This is a genomic window from Mesorhizobium sp. B2-5-4 (assembly GCF_006441095.1).
GTDB lineage: Bacteria > Pseudomonadota > Alphaproteobacteria > Rhizobiales > Rhizobiaceae > Mesorhizobium > Mesorhizobium salmacidum.
In genome coordinates, this window is the sequence record NZ_VFUR01000041.1 from 1 (window position 1) to 15,351 (window position 15,351).

At 59.4% G+C, this 15,351-nt stretch carries 12 protein-coding genes and 2 pseudogenes; 5 read left to right on the forward strand and 9 right to left on the reverse strand.

The annotated features are described in order from the left end of the window. Together FJ492_RS28140 and FJ492_RS28145 are read left to right on the forward strand one after the other, a co-directional pair. On the forward strand, positions 1-536 hold a 536-nt coding region (locus tag FJ492_RS28140), incomplete at its 5' end, for a polysaccharide biosynthesis C-terminal domain-containing protein (protein ID WP_348641923.1). Between the two features lie 140 nt (positions 537-676). Next, positions 677-3,769: a putative Ig domain-containing protein gene (locus FJ492_RS28145; protein ID WP_181166786.1), complete on the forward strand. Its 3,093-nt coding sequence runs from the start codon at positions 677-679 to the stop codon at positions 3,767-3,769. Between the two features lie 144 nt (positions 3,770-3,913). Here the strand turns inward: FJ492_RS28145 and FJ492_RS28150 are convergent. The 7 genes and pseudogenes from FJ492_RS28150 to FJ492_RS28180 all read right to left on the reverse strand — a co-directional run bounded on the left by FJ492_RS28150 (position 3,914) and on the right by FJ492_RS28180 (position 10,345). Next, positions 3,914-4,396 (reverse strand): annotated as a pseudogene (locus FJ492_RS28150) (nucleoside kinase). A gap of 246 nt (positions 4,397-4,642) precedes the next feature. Beyond that, positions 4,643-4,885: a hypothetical protein gene (locus FJ492_RS28155; RefSeq protein ID WP_140505877.1), complete on the reverse strand. Its 243-nt coding sequence runs from the start codon at positions 4,883-4,885 to the stop codon at positions 4,643-4,645. A 79-nt stretch (positions 4,886-4,964) separates the two neighbouring features. Next, complete coding sequence (locus tag FJ492_RS28160) at positions 4,965-5,960, reverse strand: nucleotidyltransferase family protein (protein WP_140773586.1); 996 nt, start codon at positions 5,958-5,960, stop codon at positions 4,965-4,967. After that, positions 5,950-7,116: a PqqD family protein gene (locus tag FJ492_RS28165; RefSeq protein WP_140773587.1), complete on the reverse strand. Its 1,167-nt coding sequence runs from the start codon at positions 7,114-7,116 to the stop codon at positions 5,950-5,952. Before FJ492_RS28165 ends, FJ492_RS28160 begins: the two co-directional genes overlap by 11 nt. Before the next feature lie 94 nt (positions 7,117-7,210). Beyond that, positions 7,211-8,215 carry a hypothetical protein gene (locus FJ492_RS28170; RefSeq protein ID WP_140773588.1) on the reverse strand — a complete coding sequence of 335 codons (1,005 nt, stop codon included), beginning with the start codon at positions 8,213-8,215 and terminating at the stop codon, positions 7,211-7,213. An 8-nt stretch (positions 8,216-8,223) separates the two neighbouring features. Then, positions 8,224-9,057 carry a hypothetical protein gene (locus FJ492_RS28175; RefSeq protein ID WP_140773589.1) on the reverse strand — a complete coding sequence of 278 codons (834 nt, stop codon included), beginning with the start codon at positions 9,055-9,057 and terminating at the stop codon, positions 8,224-8,226. 7 nt (positions 9,058-9,064) lie between these two features. Beyond that, positions 9,065-10,345: an O-antigen ligase family protein gene (locus FJ492_RS28180; RefSeq protein ID WP_140773590.1), complete on the reverse strand. Its 1,281-nt coding sequence runs from the start codon at positions 10,343-10,345 to the stop codon at positions 9,065-9,067. Positions 10,346-10,752: 407 nt separating this feature from the next. Here FJ492_RS28180 and FJ492_RS28185 point away from each other — a divergent pair, with 407 nt between their 5' ends. Further along, positions 10,753-11,001: a hypothetical protein gene (locus FJ492_RS28185; protein WP_140505888.1), complete on the forward strand. Its 249-nt coding sequence runs from the start codon at positions 10,753-10,755 to the stop codon at positions 10,999-11,001. A 125-nt stretch (positions 11,002-11,126) separates the two neighbouring features. On the opposite strand, the gene FJ492_RS28190 is transcribed toward FJ492_RS28185, so the two are convergent. Further along, positions 11,127-11,714, reverse strand: coding sequence for a sugar transferase (locus tag FJ492_RS28190; RefSeq protein WP_348641924.1), 588 nt, complete (start codon positions 11,712-11,714; stop codon positions 11,127-11,129). 572 nt (positions 11,715-12,286) lie between these two features. Between FJ492_RS28190 and FJ492_RS28195 the strand changes: the two genes are divergently transcribed. Then, complete coding sequence (locus FJ492_RS28195; RefSeq protein ID WP_140773593.1) at positions 12,287-13,354, forward strand: hypothetical protein; 1,068 nt, start codon at positions 12,287-12,289, stop codon at positions 13,352-13,354. Between the two features lie 109 nt (positions 13,355-13,463). Here FJ492_RS28195 and FJ492_RS28200 read toward each other — a convergent pair whose 3' ends face one another. Then, positions 13,464-14,222 (reverse strand): response regulator transcription factor, encoded by a 759-nt coding sequence (locus FJ492_RS28200; RefSeq protein ID WP_140773595.1) that lies wholly within the window; start codon positions 14,220-14,222, stop codon positions 13,464-13,466. 962 nt (positions 14,223-15,184) lie between these two features. Here FJ492_RS28200 and cysN point away from each other — a divergent pair. Next, positions 15,185-15,351 (forward strand): annotated as a pseudogene (gene cysN, locus FJ492_RS29615) (sulfate adenylyltransferase subunit CysN); the annotation flags it as partial.

A 15,351-nucleotide genomic window follows, 5' to 3' on the forward strand; every position in this document is an offset into this window, starting at 1 on the left:
GGGTGGGAGTAGTCGCGCCGCTCCAGATACTAGCGTTCAGCATGCTATTCCGCACGAGCTACAAGCTTAGCGATTCCGTCTCGCGCGCAACAGGGACGGTCTACGCTCGTGCCTGGCGGCAGGCGGTTTTCACCATCGGCGTCTTCGCCGGTTCCCTCATAGGGCAATTCTGGGGCATAGAAGGCGTGGCGTTCGGCGTCGGCGCGGCCTTCGGGATCAACTTCTTCCTCATGGCACAGTTGAGCCTCCGCGTGACCGGCATGACGTGGGGGGATTTCCTTGCGGCGCACCTGCCCGGGCTCGCGCTCGCGGGTGTTGTCGGGACTGGCGTCTGGGCAGTCGTGGACTGGCTGCGCGAGTTCCATCTATCTCCTCTTCCCCTGCTCATCGATACGGCATTGCTGGCATCCGCCGGAGGCTTGCTGCTGTGCTGGATCCTGCCGTCGCTGTTCCTTGGACGGGACGGCCTATCACTGCTGCGCCTGCTCGCGGCCGTGGCGCCTGCCTGGCCCAGGATGAAGAAGGCAACAGACTGACCAGCAGGACATTCGGGCCGCGGCTTTCATGCGCCTGCGATGCGGTGGCCATTCGCGCCTGGGGTATGGGAACTGACCTCCAGTCGGGCGTGTCGCGATGCCGGTTTTAATCACGGGAAATTGGGGAAGGGAAATCCAACATGACCAAACTGACTGAGGTTGGCGCGAAATTCCTGATGACTGAATTCGGCAGCGACGCAGGCATTGGCGGCGACTGGCTGAACATTGACGATTGGACCCAGCCAAGCGGAAAAGAAAGCGGTAACGAGACGGGTCATGTGCTCTCCGATCTTGGCGAGGGGCTTGCTGCCGAAACCGGCCAGGGCGGCCACACTCCGAACCTGGAACCAGCCGCGAGCAAGCTCGATCTCATTTCCGACCATGGGATCATCCCGCCATCGGTAGACGATGGCGGATTGAAATTCACCGGACAGGCCGAGGTTCCGGCTGGACTTGCCATCCATCTGGACAGCACCTTTGTCGACAGCGCCCGGAATCATGCGGACAGAAGCGTCACCTACACCGCCGCTGCCCTTGCAGACACCGGCACAGTCTCGACAGGGGGCGCTGTCGCCACCAGCAGCCTTCTCGCCGCCAGCTCAAGTGCGATCGACCCGATTTTCGAGACCAGGGTGGCGACCGCAGGCGACGACGTCGAGGAGAAAGGCTCCGGTACGATTGGGACCAACATCAACGATCTGGAGCTGGGTTATGACGGCAGCACCCGCCAGACCGTCGGCCTTCGCTTCACCGGCATCGACATCCCTAAGGGCGCCATCATCACCAGCGCCTACATCCAGTTCCAGGCCAACGAGGTGAAAACCGGCGCGGCCTCGCTGCTGATCCAGGGCGACAACACCGACGACGCCAGCCCCTTCACCAGCGCCGCCTTCAATGTCTCCTCGCTTCCCCGGACGACGGCATCAACCGCCTGGACACCGGATCCGTGGACCATCGTGGGCGAACATGGCCTTGCCGAGCGCACGCCGGACCTTACGGCTATCGTCCAGGAGGTCGTCAACCGCTCCGGCTGGGTGGCGCTCAACGACATGGCCTTCGTGGTCACCGGCACCGGCACGCGCACGGCCGATTCCTACGAATACAATCCGGCCAGCGCACCGCTGCTGCACATTGAATATCTGCTGCCTGGATCCAGCAATCCGGTGGCCTTCAACACTCCGGCCGACGCCAATGCCGCCCCCAACCAGATCGCCGAGCTTGCCGCGGCAGGCGCACCCACCGGGATCACCGCCTCGGCGACGGATCCAGATGCCGGCTCGACCGTCACCTACAGCATCAATGACTCGCGCTTCGCCATCGATTCCAGCAGCGGCGTCATCACGCGCTCAGCCACCGGCACGCTCGACTTCGAGACCCAGCCGTCCATCAACCTGACGGTGACGGCGACCTCGTCGGACGGCAGCACCGCTAACCAAGCCTTCACCCTCGCCGTCCTGAACAGCCCGGAGCCGGTGGCCTTCAACGCGGTGCCTGACGCCAACCCTGCCGCCAATCAGATCGCCCAGAACGCCGCCGCAGGCACGACCATCGGCATCACCGCATCAGCCACGGATCCCGATGCCGGCTCGACGGTCAGCTACAGCATCGGCGACTCGCGCTTCGCCATCAATGCCAGCACGGGTGTCATCACGCGCTCAAGTACCGGCACGCTCAACGCCCAGTCCGAGCCGTCGATCGCCCTCACCGTCACGGCCACCTCGTCCGATGGCAGCATCGATACCCATGCTTTCAACGTCAATGTCACGGCCAGCCAGATGCCGGTGGCCTTCAACACTCCGGCCGACGCCAATGCCGCCGCCAACCAGATCGCCGAACTCGCGGCGGCCGGTGCCCCTACCGGGATCACCGCCTCGGCGACGGATCCAGATGCCGGCTCGACCGTCACCTACAGCATCAACGATGCGCGCTTCGCCATCAATTCCAGCACCGGTGTCATCACGCGCTCGGCCGTCGGCACGCTCGACTTCGAGACCCAGCCGTCCATCAACCTGACGGTGACGGCGACCTCTTCCGACGGCAGCACCGCCAACAAGAGCTTCACTCTCGCCGTACTCGACAGCCCGGAATCGGTCGCATTCAACGCTCCGCCCGATGCCAACACCGCGGCCAACCAGATTCTGCAGAGCGCCGCGGCCGGTACTGCCGTCGGCATCACCGCTTCGGCCTCGGATCCCGATGCCGGCTCGACGGTCACCTACACGATCGACGACTCGCGCTTCGCCATCAATGCCAGCACCGGGGTCGTCACGCGATCGAGCACCGGCACGCTCAACGCCCAGTCCGAACCGACAATCAATTTCCACGTCAAAGCCACCTCGTCCGACGGCAGCTTCGATACTCACACCTTCACTGTTGACGTCACCAGCCAGCTGCCGACATCAGTGACGCTAGCCCATACCATCCTGACCTCGCAGTGGTCGCCGCCGAGCCCCGATCCTACGGATATCGTCTATATTTCTCATCTCGGCACGCTGCTGGTTGCCGACAGTGAAGTCGACGAAATGCCCATTTTCACCGGCAAGAATCTCTACCAGATGAACCTGGCCGGCAATCTTATGGGAACGCTCACTACCATCAACTTCTCGGACGAGCCGGCCGGGGTCACTTATAATCCTGCTAACCACCATCTCTTCTTCGCGGACGACACTGGCACGAAGAGCGTCTACGAGTTGAACCCAGGCAAGGATGGGCTTTACAACACGTCCGACGATATCGTGACCTCATTCAAGACCGCCGCGTTCGGCAGCAAGGATTCGGAGGCTCTTGCCTACGACACGAAACGCGGAGTGCTCTATCTCGAGGATGGCTCAAACCATAACATTTACACCATCGCTCCGGGCCAGAACGGAAAATTCGACGGCGTCCCAAGCACGGGAGGCGATGATGTCGTGACGAGCTTTTCTGTACAATCGCTCGGATCCCCTGCTGACGGGGGCCTCGCGTATGATGCGGTCCACGACCTGCTTTACGTCATCGTGTCACGCACCTCGGTGGCAATGATAACGCCAACCGGGGATCTGCTGGGCACGCTCGATATCTCGGCGGCCGACGCACATAAACCGGCCGGATTGGCGCTGGCGCCGAGCAGCGACGATCCGAGCCACCAAATGAGCCTCTATATCGTCGATCGGGGCGTGGACAACAACACGGATCCAAACGAGAACGACGGCAAGATCTATGAATTCCATTTGAACGATTGGGTAATCGCCTGATCCGGCACGGCTTCGCCTCTTCAAGTCGGTCGTTAGGGCGTCCGGCAATCCGCAAGCTGCCGGTCGGCTAGTCTTCAGCGCCGCCAGTGAGCCGTTCAGGCGATTAGCGTCTTCCGGCAAACCATTCACGATGCGTTCAGGGCTTCAGGCGAGTTGAGCGAGGATATCGTCGACAACGCTTGGGACCGTGCCCGCCGTGTCGATATCGATGCCAGCGGGAAGATATTCCCGGGTATGATGGCAGCGCAGTACCAGCCGCCGCTCGGCCGGATCGAAACCTGGCTCATTCGGTCGCCCATCCAATCGTCGGTTCCTCAACGTCTATGTCGAGCACAAAGACCTTGTCGAATAAGTCCAGGAATTTATGGAAATTGCGCGAGGTGGCAGGATGGGTGGTGTCGGCAGCAATGGCCCGGAAACGGGCCAAATCCAGTGCGCGTATCCCCAGACGATGTGATCCTGGCCTTCGGGTGGTCCTGGCAGTGCCTTGCCTGTTTCGGGGTCGCCGACATAGGCCAAGACCTGGTCACCATGGACGACATGATAACCCCGCCGTTCCAGTTCGGTAGCGACAGACGTTTTTCCAGTGCCGGAACCGCCTTCGATCAGGTAGTTCTTGATTCCCATAGGCGCCGTTTATCACGTCGTTCAATCCGGCGAGAAGAGAACGACAACTGGGAGCGGAACATCGGTTACAAAATCGGCAATGGGACGATGCTCGATGCAACGCATTTCAGCGCCGATAAAAAAAGCTCAGACCGCCGGCGGCACTCTGGGCGCCGCAAGCGGTCTGGGCTTTCACGAAGGGCTTGGCCCTATGTCCTTGGCCCTATGTGGTCGAGGCGCTGTTTTCAGCGACCCTGCTCGAGGAGCTTACGCCTTGCCGGGCGGGCCGACGTGAATATGGTTCTTGTCTCCCCAACCATTGCCGGGGCGTGTGCCGCCCGATTTGGCAATCGCCTTGGAGTTCAAGCTTGTGCCGAGCAGAAGCGTCACAGCCGGCGGCGTAACCGCCGCAAAACGCCCCGCCTTCTTGAGAAAGTCACGGCGCGCTTGAGCCTCCGAGACCAGCGTCTCTTGCGTCTGTTCCGAGCGTTTTGTGCTTTCTATTGACATTTCGACCTCCCACAAACTTTCTCAAATTCGCAGATTGATCTTACGCTTTCCATACAGGCGCACTAGTTCCCCAAAAGGCTTAGATTTTCGTGCGAGAATTGAAGAGCGTGCGAGCGATGCGATGTAAGGGGTCCGACGGCCCACGTTTCGCCAACCCGTAAGCGCGTGAAAACCGCCATATGCCCCACATCAAATTGCCTGCCAGGCGCAGCGGGGCGCCAATGATGGGGTGGGTCGCCGTGAAGACGCGCCTCCAGTGCTGGAAACGGACCATCGGGCGTTGTGTACATTTTGCGGGGATTCTGGTTCCAAAGAAATGATGCAAGGCCAAGAGCTGGGTGTCGAGCGCATTGCGGGCGCTCCGATCCGGCATGGATTCCTGCAGTGACATCCAGTCCACGTCCTCGCTTTCCGCCAATCGGGCCAGATCATGAAGGTGCCTGAGATCTATCCTTCCGCGCCAGTAATCACCCTCCTTGAGAAGGTCGTGCACCATCCAATGCAGGGCGCGCGACCGAACGGGAGGAATGTTCACCCGAAGTCCTCCGAGTTGGACGAGTTCGGGAGGGGCATGGCAGGTTGGTTGGCTCGACCGAAGTTCCAGCATTCCGGCGTCATGCTCGCGGGCCATGCCTCGGGCGCCCGCCACATCGACGTAGCCAAGCTCTTCAAGACAGGTCCGGGCGAACGTCTCTTCGCGCGGGTCCACGGCTATATCGAGGTCACTCGTCATCCTGCTGGGAACCTGGCCGCCCGGCGAAAGGAACAGAGGAACGGCCCCCTTGAGCAGAAACGGTACGATGTCGCGGCCATTGAGGGCGGCAACGGCTTCACGCAGTTGAGTACGCAAGCGCAGGTTCCGTTCGCGATTGCAGTCGTAAACGAACCGAAGGTACTCGCGCACGTCCTGCGGGAGTTGATGGATTTGTCCGGCCCGAGCGAGAGACGAGAACAAATCGGCTGTGAGCAGAGTGTGATTTGCCAGAGCGATCACGGCCTGCCAGTCGGCGCTGTCGGTCGGAGCGCCGCGAAGTCCAGCGACCAACGCCTTAAGCGCGTTGCCTCTACTCGTCATCGCACGCTTTCGAGATTAGCTGCACCGCATCATCAAGCCCGGAATAGGTCAGGCAATAGGTTTGCGCCGAGCCGATGAGTTGGGTCAGCACTTCGAAAGCGGTGCCACTGAGCTCTCCGCCGGGTGCCAGCGCGCCGTTGAGCAGGCCGCGCAATGCGTGAGCTGGATCGATCGGCTCCAGGCTAGCTTTCGAGGTACGACCTCGACGCAGCAGGACCACACAGCCAATGGGTAGGGGAGCGGGAGGCAAGGGCACGAACGCCCTGGGCACGGCAAACCGTACACGCTTGCGGTCGGGGCGGCGACAGATCGGAACGGCATCGAGGCCGGGGCAGTATTTGGCCAGCAACGGCCATGCTCCCGCCTTGACCGCCGGGGCAAACGGAAGCCCGACGCCATGCCCGCTAGAGTCCAGCAGCGTCACATCATCGGCGACAAAGCCAAATCCTGCATGGACCAATGCCAAGGTCAGCGTCGTCTTGCCCGCGCCCGGATTGCCACAAAGAAGGACGATGCGTTCATTTCTGAGAAGCGCAGCCGCATGGAGGGCAAGTTCATATGCGCCGTAATCCAGAACCTCGGTTAGCAATTGCCCCTTCAGCATGACGGGTAGTGCGTCGAGGGAGCAGGACAAAATCCACTTGCCATCCCGCAACAGATGGACTCTCCCTCCCTGCCCAACCACCTCGAGCAGTACGTCGGCAGTATCTCTTTTGACCTCGAGGTGGCGAAATACGGAAATCGCGGGAAAGGCGTAGGCCGCCGGATAGACGATGCGTATGTTGAGGCCCGCAACCGCGACCACCTGGCTCACAGGCTTTTGAGCTGACGAAGTAGACAAGGGCGCGCAGGGCCGTATCAGGTTCAGCCGCTGCCAATCTTCGAGTGCAGCCTCGACATGCCTGTCTGCCTCAAGTCTATCAACGCCACTGCGCGCCATCTCGACCGAGATGGCGTGCGGTGGCATGCCTTCCTCCAGAGAGCGCCAGATGTCGGCAGCAGTATCGTTGACGGCGAAAATGGCCTTCTGGGAAGGGCTGAACAGGATATTTTGTCCCCTGACGCGTACCAACCGCCCCTGGATCACAAACCTCCCAGGGCCGTGATCGGCGGATCCTGATGTCACACTTCTGTCAATCGCCTCGTGCTGGTTCATCGCGGTGACGGTCCAAGCTGTTGTTGCAAGCAGGGTGCATGCGAGCGCCACCTGTCTTTGCTCTTCGGATAATCATTGCCGACGCTGCGACTTCTCACAGCAATTCGTCGGAGAACCGGACCACGTCCTGATGCGCCGCGATCCACTGGAGATGCGCCTTGTTCCAATATTCGCGGGCGTTGGCGCCCGTCAGCAATCTGAAACCAGATGGCGGCAGCGGCAACGAGGAGGGGATTGGCTCGTCGGGCAGCCACAGCAAAACGTTGTCGCGGCTTTCAATCGTCAGCCGCCATGTTCTTTCCAGGCGATGGAATCCACGCATGTTGGCCGCGGCCAATGCGAAAACCGATTCCGTGATCCTCAACCTGGGCGACTGATCGACAGCCTTGATCGGCGCCTGATGTGTGATTTCGCCCTTGGACAGAAAGGCATGCATACGAATGAGGGATTTGTCGACCCGCACCGTTTGCCCTGTTCCGTCGCGCTCGTTTGACGCAGGGTCCAGGCTGATCCCCGAGAAACATCCGTCAAACAGGCAATCTTCGATGATACCGCTGAGGAGATAGTCGTTCTCCACCGCATCATCCCTGATTTCGCTGAGCCAGCACCCTTTTAGGCGAAAACCGTCGGCGTGCTCGGCGAGGCGAATGCCATCCCAGCAGCGACGGGCACGCACCCCCTCAATTGTCGCATCGGTGGTTCCGTCCCTGACAAGCAGAGCCGCGCTGTTGCAGTAGGTGTCCCGCCAATCAGACGTTAGCGGTACCTGGCCCTCGAAGCGGCCGCCGACAAAGCGAACCCCTGGACAGTTGCGGATGACGACGGGATAGCGATTGACCGGCAATGTCCCCTCGTCGCAGCCCATCGTCGCGTTGGGATCGCTGTTTCTGCTGTTGGCAACCGTGAAGGAAGCATTGCGAGCATTGATAGTTGCTCCCGGCTGGAGGTTCCGAATTACTTGCTGTTTGAAGCCATACTCACCCGTCAGGACGAACTCGTTGCCTCCCGGCGTTTGGCCGCCTTGCGCTCGGAGCGAGCTCGGCAATAAAGCGATTACAGGATACAAGCCGGCGACGCCCATGAAAGAACGGCGGTCCATTCTCGTGCTCATTGACCTACCCCATCGCACAGCCGATGCCGTTCAAGGCAGGCCAGTAGCACCGCGTCGAGAACCCTTTCGGCGACGTCTTCGGGCGACGCAAACCTCTCCACGTTGACCGCCACCAGTACGCCGGCGTGATCTTCCGTTCCCATCCTCCATTCAAGATCGGTCGCAATCTGGCGGCAAGCACCATCCGCCGTCGACCACAGATCAAGGTCGCGGTCAGGAGATGTCCTTTGCATCCGCGAGGATCGATCGCCCCTTTTCAGAAGTCGATCTCGTGCCACGCCGATCTCGCCGCGCAGATGGACAAAAGCGATATCGTGCACGCCAATGGCGAACAGGATATCAAGCCACTTCTCGGATGTTGCCCCACGCCTGCTCTTAAGCAAGATGGATAGGAATCCCTGCAACAGGCCCTGGTCCATGACAATAATTGTATTTCTTCCCTGTCTCTCGCGTTGAACGTAAGCAATCAGAAACGAAAGGTTCCAGATGACCCTGACTGTGTCGACAATTGATGATTGCCCAGCTTCGATGACAAAGCGCGTAATTCGCGAGAGCAGGGAGCGAAACTCACGATCCCTAAACCTTGGTGCAACAATACCTATTCTGTAGATCTGGCGGCTGATGAACTTTCTTGTCTCCGACGCTACCCGCACATCACCCACCAACGGGCCGTGCCGCCGCAAACCGCTCGCCAACAGGGTGGTTGCGGTTGTCTTTCCAATCCCGGGGAGACCAAAGAATTCCACAAATCGAATGTCTGTTTGAAGTGGGCGTGGTTCGACGCTTGGCGGCAAGCCTGCCGTCAGATCACGGACTGTGTGCGAAGCCATGGGAATTTCAATGTTGAAAGAGCTGGGACCCCGGAACCGCGTACAATTTCGGACGCTCAGGGCCGGTCTGCAGTGATCGTTGGATGCCGCGATAGAAGATGAGCAAAGCCAACGGCAGCCAGAAGAAGGGCGCTGTCGATGGACCGAAGGAGTCGCTCATCTGGTTTGCGATGATGTAGTTCCACAGGGAAACCGACGTTCCAAGCACCATCACATTCACTTCCGCCGCATGGTCGCCCCCCCTGTCATTGCCGAACAATGTGCAGAACACGACCCTGACCAGATATGCCATGACCACGAGAACCAGCATCGACACCAACGCCAAGCCGGGCACTCCCAGTGTTCTAAAGAAGTCAATGAACAGATTATGGCTATGGGGTGCGATATCTTCCACCCATTGCCCTGCCCCCACACCCGTGAACGGGTGCGACAGGCCGAGATCGATCGATATAGACCACAGTCGCTGCCGCGATACCACCGAATGCGCCTCGCCTCCGGAAAGTTGAAGGGCCAGCAGGCCGTAAGCCCGTGGATTTAGGAACTGCAATGTCAGCAGGCTCGCTTCGAACAATACCGGAGCGGCAATGGTTCCAACGATTACTTTTAACGGACTCTGCTTTCTTCTGATTAAATATATACTGTATAGTGCAAAGAAAAGACCAAGGCCCACCACGCCGAGAACGAAGTTGGTCTTCGAACCCGATTTCACCAAACCCAGGAGCACCGCAGCGAGGCAGCCCATAAGGAGAAGTCGGTGCCGGCGGGATGTGACCAGCTTCGCGGCGACAAGCGGCAGACCAGCCGACAACGCGATCCCGAGTTGGTTCGAGTGCTTGAAATAGCCTTCAGCCCGATCGGCGAATCTGGCATCGCCCAGCCCGATTGCGACAAGACAGGATGTTACGACAGTCATGATGACTATGGTCGTCACAACCCTGTCGATTGCCACGAGACCCTTCGGTCTCAAGGAGATCGCCGCGACTGCTGGAATGATCGCGAAACCAAACACTTGTGAGAAAACCGCGCGCATCGTCCTCATCGGATTGTCTGCGTAGAGCATCGACAGTAGAGAGAGAACGATGATGACAGCAGATATCGTCAGCACCGCAGTCGTCAGGGCGGCTTCAATCCGATGGAGGCGTCTTGCTGTTTCCGCATAGGCACCGACACTTAGCAGAGCGCAGAACAATGCCAGCACGAAGGAAAGCGAGCCATCCGTTCCGGCAATCCGCGTGGCGCCAGGGAACCAGATGGACAGGATCAGCAAAAGGATAGATACCTGAAGCATAGGTAGAATGTCACACTAGAGGCATTATGCGGGAACTGCGCGCCGACGTCGCTTCGCCTTGATGCGCAACGTCCAGCGTCTTGTTGTCCTGAATAGCTGCACTGATAAACACAGGCTTGGCCTCCGGATCATAAATCATTGCATGCTGCCGCACGGCGGGTGAACTTCCGCATACCTATTTCCATGCAGCGTAGGCTCGGCGAGTGGACAAGGAAATGAGCGAAAAGGGGGCATTCGGACAGGGTGCTCTACGCCTTTTGTGCAACACAGGGGAGTGTGCGGCGATTTCCCGCCCCTCGACCGCTCGTCGGCGAGGCGGCGCAGCCGGATTGAGTGTTGGTACCGATTTCGCAGATGTGGGAGACTTGGAGATGGCACACTGAGTCTTCCACCCATAGGAGATCGCCGTGCTTTGGGGCCTTGTCGCCGTCGGTGTGATCGGCATTTTGCTGGGATTTCGTTTTCGAGTTGCCGCGCTCATCATCATGACCGCGGTGACGGTCGTGGGCGGCGTCGCTGCAGGCGGCATCGGCAGTGTATTTGATTGGCACCACCTCATCTCAATCCTGCTTCTCGTTGTCGTTCTGCAGGGTGCCTACTTGCTCGGCCTCTTCCTGGGCGTAATCTGGCGCCAAGGCATGTCACGTGAGCAGTAATGGTCTGTGGCTGCCATTTCGCCGCGGCCGGCCGGCGCCGCACCTTTCGCCATTGCGATCGCGACAGCACGCCGCGGTTTTTAGGCAAAGCAATGCATCGGGCAAGAATTTGCGATGCGCATTAATCAAGACGCACGGTCGAATTTCATCACGGCGCCCACGGTCCGGACGAGAATGACAACATCGGCCCATAGGGACCATTCCCGCACATATTGGCTGTCGATAGAGACGCGACTGGGATAGTCCATTGCGTCTCTGCCGGCCACCTGCCAAAGGCCAGTTAGCCCAGGCCGGGTTTTTAGATAATCGATCGCAGAGGAGCCGTAACGTTGAAGTTCGTCGGGAACGACTGGACGAGGGCCGACGCAACTCATCTCGCCGCGCAGCACGTTGATGAGTTGAGGCAGCTCATCCAGGCTCGACTTCCTTAGAATCCGCCCCAGGAATGTGATCCGCGGGTCATTCTTGAATTTCCAATTCTGCTCCCACTCCTTGGCGGCTTCGGGATTGCTCGCGATATAGTCGGCCAGAACCCGCTCCGAGTTGGCAACCATGGTCCTGAATTTGTAACAGGCGAAGCGCCTGCCGTTGAACCCTACCCGGGTGTGTGAGAACACCGCCGGTCCGCCGTCGGTCACTAATATTAGAAGGGCAACCGCCAACATTACCGGCGCAGCGAGGACAAGCGCGATCAATGCGACGGTCATGTCCATCATCCTCTTGCGCCGGCCTCCAAGCGGACGGAGGTTTTGGCCGACGCGGATGCCTGGCCCGCGGTGCTTTATGTCAAAGGCGCTTATTGTCACGGATGTCACCAAGAAACGCTGCTGGTTTTGCTGCCCAACTTCACAGCGGCGCGTCATTCTCGGCAAGAGAAGCAAAGGAGGTAGCGCCGTACCCAGCGCTCGTTACCCCCTTAGCCTGATCCGAGCGTCGCAGGCGTAGCCTCGGTAAGTCTTCCGATCAAACGGGGTATCACCTAGCATCCGTTTGCTGCAGTAGCAGTTCGGGCAGGTTCGGCTGTATTGCCAAAGCGCGCATTGGAACGGGTTCGGCCACCAAAAGGTCAGAGGGCCAACCAAATTTGGACCGTCACTCGCCTGGGCGAGAATAGAATAGACAGGAACTACTTTACCAAATGCGAAGGCCGCAAACGCGTCAGCCAACGCAATGCAGGAAATGCACGCGCATCGCGCCCAGACGAGACCGGCAGGGCAGCGGATCCGCTTAAAGGACATTGCCGGCCTACCAGATAGTGAGAGCGCGCAACGTGGTGCCCAGCTTCATGCCTACATCACGTCATTTTTCAGCAAGGTCGTTTGCTCGTGATATTTCCGAGATCGACCGTGCCGAAGTCCTTGCTCTCGTGCGCAAGCAAATAGCCTTGCTCGATCTCGATCTCTCCGGCCTCACCGTGGTCGTTGGCGCTGCGACAGGATACCAAGCAGTGACTGCGGCAGCGGCGGCGCTCGCTAAGGCCAGCCGAGTCGTTGCGCTCACTCGCATATCCTCCAGACATCCGAGCCTGGCAGCAGCCGCGACCGCGACGTTGGCATTTGCCAATTTTGCCAACGTGTCGGAATGCGTGGAAGTGACGGACCGCATCGACAGCCGCAAATGGCAGGACGTCGACCTCGTCACGAACTCCCTCCAGGTCGGGCCGATTTCTAGATCGCTTGTCGAACTCTTACCCTCTCATGCTGTTGTTTCGCTAATGGCTGGACCATGGGAGCTTCGGCCTGGAACTGTGGACTTCGACGCCTGTGACGAGGCTGGCATTAAGGTTGCGGCTCTCAATCTCAACCATCCAGCCGTAGACCTGCTGCCAGAGTTCGCGCGGTTATGCTGCACCTTGCTGGACGATGCCGGTGTCGATCTACGCGCGGCAAAGCTCGCCATCGTCTGCGACACGCCCTGTGCATCATCCCTTGAATATGCGCTCCGCGAGCGCGGGGCGGGAGTAAGCGTTTTTTCGCACCCGGTGCTGCTGACCGAAGATGCATGGGATGTCATCGTCGTAGCGATGCGACCCAGCGACAAACCACCAATGGACATCAACAGCCTGGGCCGAATTGGCCGGAACTCGAGCCAAACGCTGTTGGTGCAGTTCAGCGGCGGGATCGATCGCTCGGCCGCCAGCTATTTCGGCCTCACGGTTTGGCCGCCGAAGAGGCCCGGCCGCGATCAGCTAGGCTTGCCACTTGACGTACTCGGAGCAGCTCCGACGGTCCGCAGGCTGACGGGAGGGCTGAAAGCCGCCGAAGCAGCATATCGGGGCGCAGAACTGGGCGAGGACAGTGTTGGATTCCTCGTGAAGGCAAGGTCCGCGACCATTGCGAGGCAACGCACTTAGACACCAGCGCGAGCGAGTCTGTTTAGCGAAAACGATCCGGACGGGTGTCCAATCTCAACGGGTCCGGCAATTGTTGCCGGACCCAGCTAGGCAAAGTCCGAAGCAGCCGTCATAGCAACATCTGTCTGAGCTTGTAGGCTACTTCCGTGCGGTTCGTAGCCTTCAGTTTCTTCATGATATTGCGGATATGGACCTTGACGGTGCTCTCGCAGAGATTGAGTTCGTAGGCAATTATCTTGTTCGCCTTGCCTTTCCTGAGCGCCTCTACGACCGCAGCCTCGCGCATCGTGAACATGCCGGCGAGCGGTCGGGCACCGTTTGCCGTCGAGTGGATGATCTCTCGAAGCGCCAGCACGCAGCTGGCGGGTACAAAGATCCCTCCGGCGCGAGCGAGACCAATGGCCTCGGCAGCGACCTTCACCTTCACACTTGTGGGAATGTAGCCTCGGGCTCCGCATTCGAGTGCGGCGAGAACCTCCCCCGGGTCGTCGGAATCCACCACGACGATTACGGGTACGGTGCCAATCTCAGCAATGAAGTCCGTAAGTTCCGCCCGAACACTCTGCTCGGAGACCTTTCTGGCGCCAAGAATGACCAGGACCGCGGATGGCTCCTCTTTCCCGGCAATGTGCTGGATCTCGTCAAGCGATCCTACCGCGCTAACGCGCAAAGTGGGATTGTGTTCGATAAGGCCACGAGCAAGGCATTCACGTTCAAGCGCTCGCTTGTCTACAATCAGGACGAGGCCTTCGCTTCGGTGTTCTTCTTCGACATCGGATCTGCCTAGACCATTCGCGCCCGGCAGATGTCCATTGTGTAGCGGTACTGCTGCATCATTCCAGGAATCGGAAATTTGGTGAGGTCCCATCGCCTTACATACTCCTCTCCGTCGCCGACTTGCTTTTCTCCCATTTGATTGGGCCCCGCAAAGCTTGTCAGACGCGTGAACTGATACGCTCCATCGTGTCAGGCTGCCTAGATTTAACCGGGGATTGGATTCAAGGAGTAGAGCATACGCCGCCCCAACGCACGGACGTATGGCCTCCCCGCCCTATGGAGGTAACCCAACCTAAAAGGCATACTACAATGCTGTGGAAAGGCCGCATTAATCCTGGTTAACAATTGGTAATTATATATTAGCTAGCTAATATGTCCAAAGGTATTACAACCTGTAATTGCGTTATCTTGTCTCGCATCAATAAGCTGAGACGGGGGTTGCGACTGGTGATTTCCTGTTTGCCGGCCAACAAACCATACGGCCGCCAATCGCGGCGAACTCGGCGACCGAGGTGCACATTGGTTCGACCTCGCCGCCATGGCCAAGCGCCTCGGCAAGACCAACACATCGATGGTGACTTGGTCAGCTGTTTCCCGCCAAGGCGTGAACGAGGGATAGTAGCAGCGCTGCAAGCCTGATCCCGCAAATCGCCGGAAGAGAGCGTGAGGCGGCGCCTGCACGTCACTGGCTGATCGGTCATCGGTTGAGCCCCGAATGTTGTCCTCATACTTCTTTCGTATGCTTTGCGCGTCTTGGGTATGAGCGCATATAGTCCGTTATCCCCCGGTGCCGTTTCTCACGAACTGCCCGTCGGTTAGCCGGTGTCCTAGCCCCATCCCAACAAGGGCTGCCGGGCCGCTCCATCCAGACTGAAGCCGCCACCCCATCTGCGAGGCGACTGCCATACGCCCTAGCCATATCTACCGACGCAATTGCGGTCCCAAGCGTGCTGACCCGCAACAGGTCACGTTTGGCCCAGCGGCGGATGGGCTTCACATCAGGGCTTGCAGGACCGATAGTCTCAACCTGAAGCGCGAGGGGTACTTCTGACCATGCGCCACATCAAGGCGAAAAGCCTCGCTCCCACGGACGGCGTCCGCGACTATCTGGCCGCGCAGGAGAAGAAGTCGCTGCTGCGCTTCCTGACCTGCGGTTCGGTGGATGACGGCAAGTCGACGTTGATCGGACGCCTGCTGTCCGACACCAAGCAGATTTTCGA